The following is a 16,646-nucleotide window of genomic DNA, read 5'->3' on the forward strand; positions in this document are numbered from 1 at the left end:
GGTCAGGCAGCCGCACGAGCGAGGTTGAGGAAGTTGGCCAGCAGTTCGTGTCCGCCCGTGGTCAAAATCGACTCGGGGTGGAACTGCACCGCCTCGGTCGGCTGGGTTCGGTGGCGAAGCCCCATCACCAGGCCATCCTCGGTGGTTGCGCTGACCTCGAGGTGTGCCGGCACTGTTGCGGCATCGACGATCAGGGAGTGATAGCGGGTGGCCTCAAACGGGTTGGGCAGCCCGACAAAAACACCACGTCCGTCGTGGCTGATCAGCGACGTCTTGCCGTGCATCACCTGCGGGGCACGAATCACCGATGCCCCGCCCACCTCCCCAAGGCACTGCAACCCCAGACAAACCCCCAGAATGGGGATCCGGCCGCCGAGCTTCTCCAGCACCTCCATCGACACCCCGGCATCGACCGGTCGACCCGGGCCGGGCGAGATGAGGAGCCCGTCGGGCGTCAGCGCGACGATCTCATCAACCGTGACGGCATCATTGCGAAACACCAGCGGTTCCACACCGAGTTCACCCAGGTACTGAACCAGGTTGTAAGTGAAGCTGTCGTAGTTGTCGATCACCAGAATGCGGGCGGACACGCGGGCAGGCTAGCTGCGGCACTCACGTCGGCCGGTAGTGTGTGGGAATGGCCAAGCCCACCAAGCGCCGCATCGACGGCGAACACTCCCGACGAGTCACGCCCAAGGGCGGGCAGGACGCCCCCACGAAGCGGCCGGGTACAGACGATGCAGCCGCTGACGAGGCAGCCGGCCGCGCCCGACCCCTGAAGCCGGGCACCGGGGCGTCGGACGCCAAGCAGCGTTCCAAGAAGGTTGCCGATCACAGCGAGTCTCGGCGCTATACACCGCCCAGCCATGTGGACATGCCATCGCCATGGTGGGTCCCTGCGCTCATGTGGACCTTCATCGGCGGCGGGGGTCTGGCCATCATCCTGAACTACGCAGGGGTGCTGCCCGGTACCAGCGGCGGAGCCAACGGTTGGTATCTGATCGGCGGCCTCGTGGCCATCCTGGCCGGCATCATGACGGCCACCCAATACCGCTGACCCTCACTCCCCTCAACTTGGAGCGTTACAGGGAAGTTACATCGGTGTCACTTGCCCCCAGGTTTATCCACAGGTGGGGATAACCCGCTCGGCGGCATTCCGCCGCCGCTCGATCACTCGATCGGGGTGATCAGGTCCATATCTTCCATGCAGTGACGAGGTGGCTCGGGGTTCTCGTCCAACGCGGCGGTCATTCTCACTTCGGTGCCGCACAGGCTGCAGCGATACACCAGCTTGACCTTGCGAAGGGTGCCCGGGTCGGGTGGTGGCGGCAGCGGGGTCGACATCGAACGGGCCATGGCGATGCCCGGGTACAACAGCAAACCAATGGCAACCACCGCAACCGCGGCGCGCCAAGGGTTCACCTCCCAGATACCCACCATGGCGCCCCACACCCCTGCGGCCAGCGCAAGCCTGAACACCCAGGAACGTCGTCGCCCCAGCACCGTCTGCCACGGCTCCTGCGGTTCGTCGTCGGTGCCTGCAGGCGTCGGGCTCAACGATGGGGTCTGATCATCCACGACCTTCAGTCTGCCCCGTTGCTCGGCCGCCGGCCTACCGCCGACGACCGAGGGTGCTCACCGAGGATCAGCCCAGACGTTCGATGATGGCGGCGTTCGCCAAGCCGCCGCCCTCGCACATGGTCTGCAGCCCGTAGCGGCCGCCGGTGCGCTCCAACTCGTTCAGCAGGGTGGCCAGCAGTTTGGTGCCGGAGGCGCCCAGCGGGTGACCCAGGGCAATGGCGCCGCCGTTGACGTTGACCTTGGCGTCGAAGGTGTCGTCATCCAGGCCCATGTCCGCCTTCCATGCCAACACAACCGAGGCGAACGCCTCGTTCACCTCGAACAGGTCGATGTCGTCCACGCTCATCCCGGCACGAGCCAGCACCTTCTGGGTGGAGGGGATCGGGCCGGTCAGCATGGTCACCGGGTTCACACCGGCCAGCGAGAACGCATGGAAGCGAGCACGGGGGGTGAGGCCCAACTCGGCCGCCTTTTCCTCGGACATGATCAGTGCAGCGGAGGCACCGTCGGTGATCTGTGAGCTGTTGGCCGCTGTCACCTTGCCGACGTCGGGCTTGAAGGCGGGCTTCAACTTGGCGAGACCCTCGGCAGTGGTCCCGGGGCGGATCCCCTCGTCCTGGGTGACCGGCGCATCCTCGATGGTGACCTCGCCGGTCTCCTTGTCGCGGCGGCGACCCTGAACCGGAATGATCTCGTTGTCGAAGCGGCCCTCGTCGCGAGCCCGTTCGGCGAACTGCTGGGACCGAGCACCGAAGGCGTCCAGGTCCTCTCGGCTGAGGCCCCACTGATCGGCGATCATTTCAGCGGAGATGCCTTGGGGCACCAGGCCACCCTGGTCGATGTAGCGGTCGTTCATGCCCTCGGTGAAGGGAAACCCGACACCCTTGGAAACCGAGGCACCCATCGGCACCAGGCTCATCTCCTCAACCCCCGCAGCGACGACCACGTCGTAGGCGCCGGCCATAACCCCCTGGGCTGCGAAGGTATAGGCCTGCTGGGAGGAACCGCACTGACGGTCGATGGTGGTGGCGGGCACGGAGTCCGGCCAGCCGGCCGCCAGCACAGCGTTACGGCCGATGTTGAGCCCCTGCGCGCCCACCTGCATGACGCACCCCATGATCACGTCGTCCACCAGCGACGGGTCCAGGTTGTTGCGCTTCTGGAGCGCCATCAGCACCTCGGCCGCCAGGTCCACTGGATGCCATCCCGAAAGGACGCCGTTGCGCCTCCCCCCTGCGGTGCGGACAACATCGACGATCACGGCGTTCGGCATGGAGGTGCTCCCAAGTGAATCTGTGTAGTGGGCTTCTTGACTGGGCGGTCAAGTCTTCCTCAACCCAACCGGAGGGTCAATCGCAGCGGCCGATTGCACATTGCGACCGCAGCCTGTGACCCACCGCACATCTGAGGACTACCCTGCTACCTACACGAGAACCCGCACCGGCCGGGTGCAAGGGGAAGGATCACCATGACGCTGACCGACGACGAGATTCTTGCAAGAGTCGAGGGCCAGACTGTTCCCACCGCCTTCATGGCCACCGTTGCCGCCTATGGCGACCATGTGGCGCTTCGGTCGATGGTTGGGGACGGCTGGAGGCAACTCACCTTCAACCAGTACGCCGAACAGGTGGCCACAGCGGCCGCCGGCCTGCGCGCTGTCGGTGTCGGCAAGGGCGACCGCGTCGTCATCATGATGCGCAACATTCCCGAGTTTCACATCGTCGACCTGGCGACCACGTTTCTGGGCGCAACTCCCATCTCGATCTACAACAGTTCGTCACCAGACCAGGTGGCATACCTGGTCGGCGACTGTGCCGCCAAGGTCGCGGTCGTGGAGGGCGAGGGCTTCGCGTCGCGTTTCCGAGCCGTGCGCGATCAGCTTCCCGCTCTCGAGAGCCTGGTGATGCTGAACGACGCCGACGCCGACGCCGACGCCGTGGCGTGGGATGCGTTCATGGCCCACGATCCCCTCGATCTGACCGTTGAGGTCAACAACGCCTCACCCGAGGATCTGGCCACCGTCATCTACACCTCCGGCACCACCGGTAACCCAAAGGGCGTCATGTTGAGTCACCTCAACATCGTGTGGACCGGGGAGTCGCTGCGTGAGACGTTCCCATTTCCCGAGACCGCCGGGGTCAGGGTGATGTCGTATCTGCCGATGGCTCACATCGCCGAGCGCATGACGTCGCACTATGCCAGTGCGATCATGGCCTACGACGTGTGTTGTTGCCCAGAGTTCTCCGAACTCACCGCCCACATCGGGGCGGTGCATCCCAACCTGATGTTTGGCGTGCCCCGGGTGTGGGAGAAGATCCACTCCGGCATCGCCGCAGTGCTCTCCGCCGACCCGGAAAAAGAACAGAAGGTCGCCGAGGCCGTCGAGGCGGCGCTCCCCATCATGGAGAAGATGGATGCCGGTACTGCGAGCGAAGAGGAGATCGCCACGTGGCAATTCCTCGACGACGTCGCCTTCTCGACCATCCGCAACCTCCTGGGTCTTGAGGAACTGCAACTGGCGGTCAGCGGCGCTGCGCCGATCTCCGCCGAGCTGTTGTCTTGGTTCCGAGCCATCGGTGTCAACCTGTGCGAGGTTTACGGGATGTCGGAGTCAACCGGCCCGATGACCTTCACCGTCGAAAACCCCAAGGCGGGAACCGTCGGCCCGGCGATTCCGGGATCCGAGGTCGCTCTGGCCGAGGACGGCGAGGTGATCTTCCGAGGTTCCAACGTGTTCGTCGGCTACCTGAACCAGCCCGAAAAGACCGCCGAGACCATCATCGACGGCTGGCTGCACTCCGGCGACATCGGCACGCTCGACGACGACGGTTACCTCACCATCGTCGACCGCAAGAAGGAGTTGATCGTCACCGCCGGCGGCAAGAACATCAGCCCGGCCAACCTGGAGGCTGAGCTGAAGATGATTGACATCGTCGGCCAGGCGGCTGCGATCGGTGACCAGCGAAAGTTCGTCTCCGCCCTGTTGGTGCTCGATCCCGAGGTTGCCCCGATCTGGGCGCAGCGCAATGGCATCGAGTTCGAGTCGCTCGACGAACTCGCCAAACACGATGCGGTTCGAGCCCATGTCGACGCAGGCGTCGCGCAGGCGATGGAAGGATTCAACCACGCCGAGGCGGTGAAGCGCTGGGTCATCCTCGGCGACGAGTGGGAGCCCGACTCCGAGGTACTGACGCCCACCTCAAAACTCAAGCGCCGCGGCATCCTGACCCGCTACGAAGTGGAAATCGAGTCGATGTACGCCTGAGCCACCCGGCACTCAGTTGAGGTCGGGCCGGGGTGGCGGCTTTGGTTTTGGGGCCGCCACCTTTGCCCCGCGAGGGGAGTCGGTGCGAGGTAGCACACGAGGAGCCCTCGGAGCCTCGTCGTCGCGTAACGGCGACAACAGGAGATCGATCGCCAGCCACAGGGTCTTGGTGAAGGGCATGCCCCCCACCGAACTCACGAGTGCCCAGCCCATGGCCAGCGAGGCGAGCGGTACCAGCGGGATGTTCGGCTGGGTCAGGATCGCGCCCACCAGAATGATGCCGAACAGCGAAACGAACGTGACGATCGTGTTCATACCGATTGCCCCGATGAAGGTGCCGGGCTCGCGCTCGAACCGCAGCTCGCACCTGGGACACCTCTTCGCAAGGTTGAACCAGCCCGAGAAGAGCCCGCCGGTGCCACAGACCGGGCACCGGCGTGTGGCACCTCGCATCAGGATGCGCGCAGGAGACACCCCGAGTTGATCCATGGTCGTCGGTGGTTCGCCACCGCTCGCCTTGGGTCGAGGCTGTCCGGTGCGGGGATCGATTCGGGTCACATGTCCTCACAAGCGCCGGGGCTGTAGCGGCGCATCCGCCGCTCCCACTCTCCCCCGGCCCCGCACCACTCTGCCAGTCGCTACGGTGCCAGGGTTGCTCGCAAAGAAGCGCAGGGGGGTTCCACACATGACCGAGAAGAACCATGAGGGCAGTTCGGCCTCAGCGGACGAGCCGGTGGTACAGCTTTTATCCGCCCAGTTTGATGCGGTGGTGGCCTTGGCCAACGAGATCCCCGACGCCGACTGGGATCGGGAGACCGATCTGCCCGGATGGACGGTGCAGGATTGTTTCAGCCACATGATCGGGGTGGAACGCCAGATGCTAGGTCTCGGAGAGGACTCCCCGCCGGTGGCCCACCTCGCTCATGTCGACGACGACTTCTCTGCCATGGTCGAGGCACCGGTCGAACTGCGGCGCAACCACACACCCACACAGATTCGGGCCGAACTGGCCGAGACGTTGGCCAATCGCCGACAAGCATTGGAAGAGCTCGGACCCGACGGGTTCGATGCGGAGTCCTGGACGCCCGCGGGGCCCGGCACCTACCGCGACTTCATGCTGATTCGGGTGTTCGACCTGTGGATGCACGAGCAGGACGTCCGTCATGGTCTCGACCTTCCCGGCCACCTGGCGGGCCCGGTGGTCGAGTCGGTACTCCGGCACAACGTTGCAAAGGCGCTGCCGATGATCGTCGGTAAACGGGCCGCCGCCCCGGCCGGCGCCACCGTGGTCGTCAACCTGACCGGTCCCACCGAGGCGACCTTCGCTGTCGAGGTTCGCGAGGTCTCCGGAAAGAAGCGCGCCTTGTTGGCCGACTCAACCCCGCACGCCCCCACCACCTCGATCCACATCGATGTCGACACCTTCATGCGCCTCTGCGGAGGACGGGTGGACACCGAAGCAGCCATCGGGGCGAACCCAACGGCGGTCTCCTTCGATGGCGACGACGTGCTGGGCCGGGCAATCGTGAACACCCTGTCCTTTACCCCCTGAGCGCTGCGGCGCCGACGGCCAACCCACACTCCAGTGCCGCAAGAGGTTGGTCGGCGCTCTGGCCCGTCGGCTCTACCGGGATCAGAATGTGACCAATCACCCGCTGCAGGTGAGGCGAGCGGACAGGTCGTCCGTCATGCTGGGGCGATGGCGGAGACGAACGCAGTTGGGGCAGGTCGTTGATGGAAATCGAGACAAAACTCGTTCCGCCGCCCGGCTTCGTTGTGCCCGACCTGTCAGGCGCGGTCGAGGGGCTCGGTTTCGCTGGGAGCGGCACCGACGATGTCAAAGCGTTGTGCCTCGTCGCCCGCTACTTCGACACCGAGGACCTGGCGCTGGCCCGCTCCTCGATCACGCTGCGGCACAGGACGGGTCCCGAAGGTGCCCGGTGGACCGTCAAGCTACCGGCGCGGTCACGAAAGGAGCACCATCTTGCGCGACGAGAGATCGACGTCGATGCACCAGCCACGGAGCCACCCCCGGAAGTGCAGCGGCTCCTGGCCGCTCAGCTGCGGGGCCGAACGCTCCACGTGGTGGCGGAGCTGGTCACCACACGACTGACCCAACGCCTGGAGGCTCCGGATGGCACCGGGGTGGTCGAGATCGTCACCGATCACGTCTGTGGAACAAGTGCCGATGGCCGGGTGCTCGAGTTTGACGAGATCGAGGTTGAGCAACTGCACGGTCGCGGCGCCAAGCAGGCCCGCCGGGCTGTGGTGGCAGCGCTTCGCAACGCCGGTTGTCGGCGTGGTCGGCAACTCCCGAAGCTGATGCGGGTGTTGGACGCCGAAGGCCTTGGACCGCCCGACGTGGTCCTGCCGAGACTGACATCCGACCCCAACGTGTCCGATGCGGTCGGTTACGCCCTGGCCCGCTCGGTCGACCAAATCCTGTTCCACGACCCCCGAGTCCGCCTCGGCGGCAACGACGAAGACCTCCACCAGTTCCGGGTGGCGCTTCGCCGACTGCGGTCGGACCTGTCCACGTTCGCCGCCCTGCTCGACATGGCGTCGGCCGACTCGCTTCGTCACGAACTCGGGTGGCTGGCGGGCACGACAAGCGCCAGGCGGGACCTGGATGTCCTTCGCGCCCGCCTGGCGAAGGAACGGGACGAGGTGGCCCCACAGGATGTCGCAGCGCTTGAAGAGTTGCTCTGCCGCTGCGACGAGCAGTCCCAGCTGGCCTACGGAATCATTCTCGAAGCACTCACGAGCGAGCGGTACCTGAACCTGCTCGACGTGCTGGTTGATTCCGTCCGGGAATTCGTCAATCGAACGCAGCCAACGGTCGATGACGCCGAAACCAAACAACACCTCAGGCGGCTGGTGCGGCGACGATGGAGGAAGCTCAACCGTCGGGTTCACCGTCTCGCCTCTGGCCCAACCCCACATGCGCTGCACCGAACCCGCATCATCACCAAGCGATACAGGGCAGCCGTGCAGGCGGCCGCGCCGATCCTCGGGCCAGGTTCGGCCCGGCTCGATCGGAAACTCGGTGGATTGCAGGATGTCCTTGGCGACATCCACGACTACGAGGTGGCTCAGGCCTGGCTCCGAAGCGCTGCGGCCGAACAACCATCGACGGCACTCGTGGCGGGTCAGATGATCGCCTCACTCCGGGCCGATTCGAAACGCCGGTGGAGCGAATGGCCGGAGGCGTGGCAACGAGTCAGACAACAACGTCACCGTCTCCGCCGGTGAACGCCCTACAACGCTGGGCTCCAGGGCTGAGTACCTTCCGACAGTACAAACGCAGGTGGCTGCGGCCCGACCTGGTGGCGGGCATCGTTTTGGCTGCCATTCTGGTACCGCAGGGCATGGCCTATGCCGAACTGGCCGGGCTGCCACCGGTGACCGGGCTGTACACGACGATCGCGTGTCTGGTGGCCTACGCGGTGTTTGGACCCTCGAAGGTGCTCGTGCTGGGGCCGGACTCGTCGGTGTCGCCGTTGATCCTGGCCGCCATCACGCCACTCGTCGTCACGGGAGACCCGTCGAGCGCGATCGTGCTGGCCGGGATGCTGGCCGCCCTCGTTGGAATCCTCATGATCGGGCTCGGGCTGGCCAAGCTCGGTTTCGTCGCGGACCTGCTCTCGAGCGAGGTCCGGGTTGGTTACCTCAACGGTTTGGCGGTGACCATCATCGTGGGCCAGTTGCCCAAGCTGTTCGGCTTTTCAACCGACGCCGACGGCTTCGTCGACGAGGTCCGTCTGTTTTTGCGCGGCCTCGATCAAACCAACCGCACAACCTTGATCACCGGGCTGTGTGTCCTGATCGTGCTGTTGGTGTTGCCGCGCTTGACCACCAAGGTGCCGGCGGTGCTGGTGGCCGTCGCCGGAGCCACGGTGGCTTCAGCAGTATTTGATCTCGCCGCTTCAGAGGTGACAACGGTTGGGGTGCTTCCCAAGGGTGTTCCCGCACCGTCGTTGCCCTGGAGCGGCTGGTCCGATGTGGTTCCGCTTCTCGTCGGGGCGGTGGGCATCACCATGGTGTCGCTCGCCGACACCATCGCCACCTCCAGCAGCTTCGCCTCCCGGCACAACGAGGAAGTCGATGCGAATCAGGAAATGATCGGCATCGGGGCGGCCAATATCGCTGCCGGGTTGTTCCAGGGTTTTTCCGTGTCGGTCAGCGGTTCCCGCACAGCGGTGGCCGATCAATCCGGCGCCAAGAGCCAGTTGACCGGCCTGGCCGGCGCCGGACTGGTCGCCGCTCTGCTGCTGTTCCTCAACGGTCTGTTGGCCGATTTGCCCCAGACCGCGCTCGCCGCCGTGATCATCACCGCTGCCCTATCGCTGATGGACCTGGGCGCCCTCCGTCGTTACGCCGCAATCCGTCCTTCGTCCCTGGTCATCAGCCTGGTAGCCGCCGTCGGCGTCATCATTCTGGGCGTCCTGCAGGGCATCGTTATCGCCATCGTGCTGGCTATTTTGTTGTTCTTCCGGCGCAACTGGTGGCCACATGGCGCGGTGCTGGGCAACGTCCCGGAGCTGGGTGGTTGGCACAGCGTGGCGGAGCACCCCTCCGCCACACAGCTGCCCGACGTCGTGGTGTTCCGATGGGAGGCACCGCTGTTCTTCGCCAACGCCGGACAGTTTCGTGACCAGGTGCGCAACCTCGCAAAGGAACGCCGGCCCGACTGGATCGTGCTGCAGTGCGAGGCCATCACCGACATCGACGTCACGGCAGCGGAGGTCCTGCGCGACCTCGACGAGGAATTGAACAACAAGGGCGTCCACCTGTCCTTTGTCGAGATGAGGGACAGGCTGCAGGTCCTGGTCCGCGCCTATGGCCTCAACACAACCCTGGATCAGGAGCACTTCTATCCCAGCCTCGAACGGGCGCTGGCCGATGTCTCCTCCGCCGACGGAGACATCGATCCGTGACAGGTGCGATGGGCAGACAACGAACCACCGCTGCGCATGGTTTTTCGAGTGGAGCTGACGGGACTCGAACCCGTGACTTCCTGCTTGCAAAGCAGGTGCTCTAGCCAACTGAGCTACAGCCCCAAGTGATCCCACATGATACCCCCAACCGCGCCTCGGACCTCCAATGACTTCGGCAATGCCTTCAGCCGCTCAGCATCGTCGACAATCGCTGGCCGGGGCCCATCGTGGATGCCCGTCAGGCGGTGACGATTCGGCCCTCGGACGGCTGCACGATGACGATGCCGTCGCCCTGGAACGTGAGCTGCACCGCCTCTCCGGAGCCGAGACCGATGGCGGCCTTGGCCTTCATGGTGCGGTTCAGGCTGGTCTGCAGGTTGGAGCTCCACGCCACCACGGCGTCGGTGTCGACAAACGTGGGCGCATCGGTGCGAAGCACCACAGGGTCACCGTCGGTGGTGATGGCCACCCAGCCGGTACCCTCAAGCCGGGTATTGAACATGCCACCGGCGGTCATGCCGGCGCCCTTGACCCGCTCGATGTCCCAGCTGAGCGCCGGCTCGAAGGCCAGGATGTTGCGACCGTTGGCGGTGAGCCCGGCGCCGTTCAGGTGGATGATGTGCACCTGATTGCCCCGATCGGCCAGGAACAACTCCCCCTGGCCCTTGCAGCGCATCAGCGGCAGGCCCTCACCGGTGACCGCCTTCTTCATAAACTTGCCCAGGCCTGCGCCCTCGTGATCGAAGTCGATTCGGCCCTGCACGGCCACCATGGAGCCCTGTTTGGCCAGCACGTCATCACCAAGCACCACCTTCAGCAGGCGGCTGTTTTGCTTGATGACCCGTTGGTTCGACCCCACCTCGGCGTAGCGTTCATCGGTCAGCAGGTCGGTCTGAATACCAGCCACCGAAGCCGCTGCCCCTGGCGCTGACGTCGGCGCCGCTGCCCCGGCAGGTTGAGCGACCTGGGCCTGCTCGGCCTGAGCCTGCGGGTTCGCCTGTGTCTCTTGCGGCGCAGATCCTTGGGTTTCGCCGGCCGTTGCAGACCGCGTGTGCTGGGTCCACTGGGTGCCATCCCAGTAGCGCTGTTGAGAGGCGTCGGAAGGGTCTGGGTACCAAGCGGCAGGGGTGGTCATGGGACACCAAGATAGTGGCGCCCGAAGGATCACCAAACCTCCCGGAACACCCCGAAACCATGCTGAACGGATTCGCAACGCCCGACCATCGACCCAGCCGGCCTTGGGTGAGCCGACGAACGCTCGGTACGGTCGCTTGATGGACCGAAGGACCGTTGGACTCGCAGCCGGCGTAGTGGGGGTTGCTGCAATCGCTACGGCTGTGGGGCTGCGGTTGGGCGGTCGCCGGGTTCGCACTCGCGAACGGCCCGACATCGACCCGTTGCTGGAACCGCCAACCGGCCTGACCCACCACGAGGTGCCGACCAGCGACGGCGCCATCCTCCACGTCGTCGAGGCGGGGCGAGGCCGACCGCTGGTACTGCTGCACGGCGTGACCCTGCAATGGTGGACGTGGAATCCGCTCTTCCATCTGTTGTCTGATCGATTTCGGGTGATCGCCTGGGACATGCGTGGTCACGGCCGGTCCACCACCGGCCACGACGGCGTCACCTTGGATGCCATCGGACGAGACCTGGCCGAAGTGCTGGATCATCTCAACGCCACCGACGCCATCGTGATGGGCCATTCAATGGGCGGCATGGCACTGGGGCGTTACGCGGTCGACCATCGAAAGCACTGCTTGGAGCACACATCCGGCCTGGTGTTTCTCGCCACCGCCGCCACCGAACTGACGCCCCACCGGGTCACGCCGTACCTCGGTGCCGGCGCCGGTGCGTTGGCTGGCATCGCCGCCCGTTCCGATCTCCCGGTCGAGCATCTATGGCGACCCGGTGACGTGTCGGCCTCGCTGGTTCGAATTGCCTTCGGTAAGAATCCTTCGGGTGTCGCCATCGAGGCGGTGCGCCAGATGATCGTCGAAGTTCCCGCCGTCACGTCGATCGAGGCGGGACGGTCCATCCTCGCCCACGACCTGACCGATTCGCTGGCCCGCTACGAGGGCCCGGCGCTGGTGATCGTCGGCGCCAACGATCACCTCACCGCACCGCGTCTGGCCCGCCGGTTGGCAGCATTGATCCCCCAGGCCGAACTGGTGGAGTTGCCCGACGTCGGACACCAAGTCATGCAGGAGGCACCCCGGCGCCTGGCCCAGCTGATCGAAACCTTCGCCGCTACCGCTCGCGCAGCGCACCCTCGGCCAGCAACTTCTCCAGCGTGAGTTCCGGTTGGTCGGCGATCACCCGATCCAGCCAGTACGGGCTCTCGAACAAGGCCAGCAGGACGCCGTCGGACCGCTCCAGCACGGTCACCCCCGACATTTGGCGCAGCGGTAGCGCCGACTCGGCATCGGTGCGTCGGGCCACCTGATAGGGCGTGGACTCCAACAACGTCGGAGCGCCGAACTCCTGCTCCAGCCGCCACTTGGCCACATCGAACTGCATCGGTCCCACCGCTGCCAGCGTCGGTGCCTGGTCACCCAGGTCGATGTCGCGCAGCACCTGAACAACACCCTCCTCGTCCAGTTGGTTGATACCCCGCCGAAACTGCTTGAAGCGGCTGACATCGGCCGGTCGGGCCACACGAAAGTGTTCGGGGGCGAAGGCCGGGATCGATGGAAATTCCACCGGCTCGTCGATGTACAGCGTGTCACCCACCCGCAGATCCGTAGCGTTTACCAGGCCCACCACGTCGCCAGGGTAGGCCTCCTCGACCGTCTCACGATCGGACCCAAACGCGGTATGGGCGTACTTGGTGGCGAATGGCTTCCCGGTGCGAGCGTGGATGGCAACATCGCCACGCTCGAAACGACCCGAGCAGATTCGAACATAGGCCACACGATCGCGATGGGCCTTGTCGGTGTTGGCCTGAACCTTGAACACGAACCCGGACAGCGGGGCCTCAAGTTGTCGGGCACCGCCATCGGCGGTGACCCGTGGGCGAGGCGACGGCACCAGGTCGATCACGGCGTCAAGCAACTTGCGCACGCCAAAGTTGGTCATGGCCGACCCGAACAGCGTCGGCGTGGTGATACCGGCCAGAAACGTCTCCACGTCGAACTCGGATCCCACCTCGTCCAGCAGCCCGAGCTCCTCGGTGGCCTGCTGCCACAGCATGCCGTCCAACTCCTCGGCCCGAGCGGGGTCGACGTCCTCTTCCGGTGCCACCCGCGCACCGCCGGTGGTCCGGGTGTACCGGGTGTAGGAGCCGTCGCGACGGTCGATGACGCCTCGAAAGTCGGTGTCGGCGCCGACCGGCCAGGTGACAGGCGTGGGGATCAGGCCCAACTGACTCTCGATGTCGTCCAGGACCTCCAGGGGCTCGCGTGCCGGTCGATCCCATTTGTTGACGAAGCTGAGAAGTGGAAGCCCCCTGTCACGACAAACTTCGAACAGTTTGAGCGTCTGTGGCTCAATTCCCTTGGCGGCATCGAGCACCATGATGGCGCCGTCGCACCCTGCCAACACCCGATAGGTGTCTTCGGAGAAGTCGCGGTGCCCGGGGGTGTCCAGCAGGTTGACCACGCAGTTTCGATAGTTGAACTGCAACACGGTTGAGGTGATCGAGATACCTCGCTGCTGCTCCATCGCCATCCAGTCGGAGGTGGCCGACCGACGGCCGCCCTTGCCCTTGACCGATCCGGCTTCCACCGCGAGCGCACCGCCATACAGCAGAAACTTCTCGGTCAGCGTGGTCTTACCAGCGTCGGGATGGGAGATGATGGCGAACGTGCGACGTCGGGCCGCTTCGTTGAGAACGTCGGACATGAGCGTGACCTTGCGTCGGGGAGCGGAGGAGCCTGCGCCCCGTTCGCACTCGATGGTACCGGGCCCGGCTGCAGGGTCCCGGACGGAATCCACCGGGCGGTCACCCGACGGTTTGGTGGCCCTACTCCCCCACAGCAGGCCGGACGGCAAACGTGGCCGAGACGGCAACCTCGCCTCGGCCCGGCGCGTTGGCAAGAACACGGAGCACGCGCGGACCCTCGCTGAGTGTCTCGACATCGAGCCATTCTGAACCTCCAGAACCGGAGCCATCGCCCTTGGTGCCTCCGCCAACGGAACCGTCTCCCGCAAAGTTCCCGACTTTCGACCCAACTTGTGACGACGTCGGCACCGCCCGCTGGAAGCTCCCGCCTCGGCGGGAACGTTTGCTGCTTCCGGAAGGTCCGATGCGGTCGGAGCGGCTGGAGGTGGGGCATTCGGGGCTGCGGCATTGGTTTGCACGGCATCGCTTTGTACGGCTTCGCCCGTTTGGGTGATTGGATTCCGCACATCAACCATTGAGCCACGATTGGGCTGATCGTCGAGCGGGAAACCCAACCGGTCTGGGAACGCTGCGACACCGACCTGATTGCTTCTTACATCGAGCGCCTGGGCAGCCAACGGTCCGGCCACGCCTGCCGTGACCGCCGACGAAGTCACCAGGGCCAACATGACGCGCACAGAAAACGAACCGGTGAGGGCGAGTCCTGGTCGTCGCGGGAAAGGGCTCATCACATCTCGTCGACCGTGGTTGCCAGAGTTCTCACAGTCAGGTTCGACACCCAAGCACTCGAAAACATGGGCAAGACCCTGAACGAACGGGGCGGAATGTGCCTCCGGCTCACTCTTCTGAATCAAGGTGAATGATGCCTTTGCGCACCGCCGAGAGCACGGCGTGGGTCAGGCTCTGAGTATCCAACCGGCGGTAGATGGCATTGAGGTGGTTGTACACCGTCTTATGGGAAATCCCCAATTCACGAGCAACCTGCTTCGTGCTCAACCCATCCGCAATGCGCTGCAAGATCTCGACCTGCCGATCCGAAAGAAGGTCGTTGACCTCGCCGCTCTCATCTGCCGTCCTCAGTATCGACATTGCCAGTTCCACCGACAACACCGTCTCGCCCGCCACCACGTTGCGAATAGCGTCGATCACCTCGTTCATCGACGTGCCCTTGGTGAGGTAGGCAACCGCTCCGGCCGACAGTGCGGCCCGCGTGCGTGCCACGTCCTCGTGCATGGTCAAGACCACCACCAGTGTGGTGGGAAACTGCGCCAGAATGCGTTTGCACGACTCCACGCCGTCCAACACCGGCATTTCCAGGTCCATCAGCACGACATCGGGGCGGGTTTGGGCCACCACTGCCACCGCCTCCTCGCCATCACCGGCCTCGCCCACCACCTCCTCACCGGCGTCTTCAAGGCTGCGTCTGATGCCATCGCGTAGTACCTGATGGTCATCGACCAAAACAATTCTCGTCATGTATGAGGTCCTTTCGAATGAAGATCGGCCGTAGAAACGGTAACCGTGGTGCCCACCCCGAGGTCGCTGGAGATGTTGATGCGAGCACCGATGGCATCCGCTCGTTCTCGCATTCCCATCAAACCATATGAGTTGTCGCGCGCACTCTGGCACCTTTCAAAACCCTTGCCGTTATCAGCAACGGTCAGGGCGCCAACTCCTTGAGTCACGTTCCACGTGATCGATACGATCGAGGCCTTGGCGTGCTTCTCCACGTTGTTCAGCGATTCCTGCATGATGCGAAGCATCTCGGTCTCAACCGGAGGGGTCAACGTCTGGCCGGGGTTGACAACGACGAGGCTCACCGAGAGACCGCTCCGCCTTTCCAGCCTGACGATCAACTCCTTCGCCTCCCCCACAAAGGTGCGTTGGTCGTTGACCTCCGACCGGAGCTCGCGCAGGGTTTCCCGCAGTTCGTCGAGCGCTTCGGCCGCTTCCCAGCTCAGCCGGAGCAGCTCCAGGTCATGGTCGGAGCGGCTACTGACGCGCTCCAGCTCCATCTTGAAGTACGTGAGCCATTGGCCAAGCCGATCGTGCAGATCGCAAGCAATCCTGGTCCGTTCATTTTGAGCCCCCAAGATGCGAAGGTGCCCAAATCGTCGAGAGTTGTCCAAGGTGAGCGCTGCCAGGTCGGCCAGGCCCGACAACAGATTGGCCTCCCGCTGCCCGTATCCGACGGGGCGGGTCGTCTCGATACCCAGTACACCGACCAGTTCATCGCGCGCCCTCAACGCGGTGTACATGCCACTGGAGGAGCCTTCGTTCAGACCCTGTTCTCCCTCCAACGAAGGCCACAGGACAGGAGCGAATTGATCGACTGCCATGGCCAACGGCTCCGGCAGTTCTTCCGTCTCGGTATTGAGCGAGAACTGAGTTCCCTCGACGAGACGCGGCGTCCACGCCCCGGAGGAGTCTCGCTCCAGCAAAGCCATCACCTGCGGTTGAAAGCTCTCCAACAGCTGTTGACGCACCGAGTCGATCGCATCGCGCATGTTGAGCGAGTCGGGCAGCGTTCTGGCGATGGAGTTGAGCGCGCTCAACAGGTCGTTGGTTTCACTGAGCGCGCTCACCCGTCGGCTGAGATTGAGCCGCCGGGCCTCAACGTCAAGCAAACGTTTCCGTCCGAACCCGACCAGAGACAACCCAGCCAACATTGCCGCTACCGGGACTACCTTCTGCGAGCTCACTGGTAGGAGGGTTCGGCCGTCAGCACCATGCCCGGGATCACCGCTGCCCAACCCAGGCCGGCGCTCAACAGGCCGAGCGCCGGGCCCCGGCCGATTGCCACAATCAGGACCACAGCGACCAACCAGTATCCGAGCGCTCCCCACCGCAGGGAGTTGACCAGCGGGCCCAGGTTGGCCGCAGCACCGGCGGCAGGCCCAGATTCAGGTTCGAATCGTCCACTCCACCCAGAGGCAAGGTGCATCGCAGCGTGGCCAACTCGGCCAGCTCGATTACGCTCGTTGAAAGCATTTTCGACGCAGTCTTTGGGGAAGCTGAGCCT

Annotated in this window: 15 protein-coding genes and 1 tRNA gene; 6 read left to right on the top strand and 10 right to left on the bottom strand. The window is 64.7% G+C overall.

The annotated features are described in order from the left end of the window. Positions 1 to 2: 2 nt before the first annotated feature. On the bottom strand, positions 3 to 590 hold the full coding sequence (locus tag MPARV_RS0107445; RefSeq protein ID WP_012229993.1) for an anthranilate synthase component II: 588 nt from the start codon (positions 588 to 590) through the stop codon (positions 3 to 5). A gap of 47 nt (positions 591 to 637) precedes the next feature. On the opposite strand from MPARV_RS0107445, the gene MPARV_RS21040 reads away from it, so the two are divergent. Continuing rightward, positions 638 to 1,057: a hypothetical protein gene (locus tag MPARV_RS21040; RefSeq protein WP_012229994.1), complete on the top strand. Its 420-nt coding sequence runs from the start codon at positions 638 to 640 to the stop codon at positions 1,055 to 1,057. A 113-nt stretch (positions 1,058 to 1,170) separates the two neighbouring features. Here MPARV_RS21040 and MPARV_RS0107455 read toward each other — a convergent pair whose 3' ends face one another. Both MPARV_RS0107455 and MPARV_RS0107460 read right to left on the bottom strand, forming a co-directional pair. Beyond that, on the bottom strand, positions 1,171 to 1,578 hold the full coding sequence (locus MPARV_RS0107455; protein WP_012229995.1) for a hypothetical protein: 408 nt from the start codon (positions 1,576 to 1,578) through the stop codon (positions 1,171 to 1,173). 67 nt (positions 1,579 to 1,645) lie between these two features. Next, positions 1,646 to 2,854, bottom strand: a complete 1,209-nt coding sequence (locus tag MPARV_RS0107460; RefSeq protein ID WP_012229997.1) for a thiolase family protein — start codon at positions 2,852 to 2,854, stop codon at positions 1,646 to 1,648. A gap of 195 nt (positions 2,855 to 3,049) precedes the next feature. Here MPARV_RS0107460 and MPARV_RS0107465 point away from each other — a divergent pair, with 195 nt between their 5' ends. Continuing rightward, positions 3,050 to 4,846, top strand: a complete 1,797-nt coding sequence (locus tag MPARV_RS0107465; RefSeq protein WP_020377794.1) for an AMP-dependent synthetase/ligase — start codon at positions 3,050 to 3,052, stop codon at positions 4,844 to 4,846. A gap of 12 nt (positions 4,847 to 4,858) precedes the next feature. On the opposite strand, the gene MPARV_RS21045 is transcribed toward MPARV_RS0107465, so the two are convergent. Next, positions 4,859 to 5,320 (bottom strand): DUF983 domain-containing protein, encoded by a 462-nt coding sequence (locus tag MPARV_RS21045; RefSeq protein ID WP_157789505.1) that lies wholly within the window; start codon positions 5,318 to 5,320, stop codon positions 4,859 to 4,861. A gap of 211 nt (positions 5,321 to 5,531) precedes the next feature. On the opposite strand from MPARV_RS21045, the gene MPARV_RS0107475 reads away from it, so the two are divergent. From MPARV_RS0107475 to MPARV_RS0107485, 3 genes are all read left to right on the top strand, one after another. Beyond that, positions 5,532 to 6,398 (top strand): maleylpyruvate isomerase N-terminal domain-containing protein, encoded by an 867-nt coding sequence (locus tag MPARV_RS0107475; protein WP_020377796.1) that lies wholly within the window; start codon positions 5,532 to 5,534, stop codon positions 6,396 to 6,398. Between the two features lie 182 nt (positions 6,399 to 6,580). Further along, entirely contained in the window at positions 6,581 to 8,098 is a 1,518-nt protein-coding gene (locus MPARV_RS0107480) for a CYTH and CHAD domain-containing protein (protein ID WP_020377797.1), read from the top strand. Beyond that, entirely contained in the window at positions 8,095 to 9,783 is a 1,689-nt protein-coding gene (locus tag MPARV_RS0107485) for a SulP family inorganic anion transporter (RefSeq protein WP_020377798.1), read from the top strand. Before MPARV_RS0107480 ends, MPARV_RS0107485 begins: the two co-directional genes overlap by 4 nt. A gap of 49 nt (positions 9,784 to 9,832) precedes the next feature. Here MPARV_RS0107485 and MPARV_RS0107490 read toward each other — a convergent pair. Together MPARV_RS0107490 and MPARV_RS0107495 are read right to left on the bottom strand one after the other, a co-directional pair. Then, positions 9,833 to 9,906: transfer RNA gene (locus MPARV_RS0107490), tRNA-Ala, on the bottom strand. A 115-nt stretch (positions 9,907 to 10,021) separates the two neighbouring features. Continuing rightward, positions 10,022 to 10,918, bottom strand: a complete 897-nt coding sequence (locus MPARV_RS0107495) for an AIM24 family protein (RefSeq protein ID WP_012230032.1) — start codon at positions 10,916 to 10,918, stop codon at positions 10,022 to 10,024. Positions 10,919 to 11,057: 139 nt separating this feature from the next. Between MPARV_RS0107495 and MPARV_RS0107500 the strand changes: the two genes are divergently transcribed. Then, on the top strand, positions 11,058 to 12,077 hold the full coding sequence (locus MPARV_RS0107500; protein ID WP_157789506.1) for an alpha/beta fold hydrolase: 1,020 nt from the start codon (positions 11,058 to 11,060) through the stop codon (positions 12,075 to 12,077). On the opposite strand, the gene MPARV_RS0107505 is transcribed toward MPARV_RS0107500, so the two are convergent. The 4 genes from MPARV_RS0107505 to MPARV_RS0107520 form a co-directional block, all read right to left on the bottom strand. Beyond that, the gene (locus MPARV_RS0107505; RefSeq protein WP_012230034.1) at positions 12,031 to 13,623 is read right to left on the bottom strand and encodes a peptide chain release factor 3; all 1,593 of its coding nucleotides are present in this window, start codon (positions 13,621 to 13,623) and stop codon (positions 12,031 to 12,033) included. The two genes, MPARV_RS0107500 and MPARV_RS0107505, sit on opposite strands and share 47 nt — an antisense overlap. An 838-nt stretch (positions 13,624 to 14,461) precedes the next feature. Beyond that, complete coding sequence (locus MPARV_RS0107510) at positions 14,462 to 15,100, bottom strand: response regulator transcription factor (protein ID WP_020377802.1); 639 nt, start codon at positions 15,098 to 15,100, stop codon at positions 14,462 to 14,464. After that, entirely contained in the window at positions 15,097 to 16,209 is a 1,113-nt protein-coding gene (locus tag MPARV_RS0107515; RefSeq protein ID WP_172636562.1) for a sensor histidine kinase, read from the bottom strand. The genes MPARV_RS0107510 and MPARV_RS0107515 overlap by 4 nt, the downstream gene beginning before the upstream one ends. Before the next feature lie 113 nt (positions 16,210 to 16,322). Beyond that, positions 16,323 to 16,568, bottom strand: coding sequence for a hypothetical protein (locus MPARV_RS0107520; protein WP_012230040.1), 246 nt, complete (start codon positions 16,566 to 16,568; stop codon positions 16,323 to 16,325). Positions 16,569 to 16,646: the final 78 nt, after the last annotated feature.

The sequence above is a fragment of the Candidatus Microthrix parvicella Bio17-1 genome (assembly GCF_000299415.1).
Classification (GTDB): domain Bacteria; phylum Actinomycetota; class Acidimicrobiia; order Acidimicrobiales; family Microtrichaceae; genus Microthrix; species Microthrix parvicella.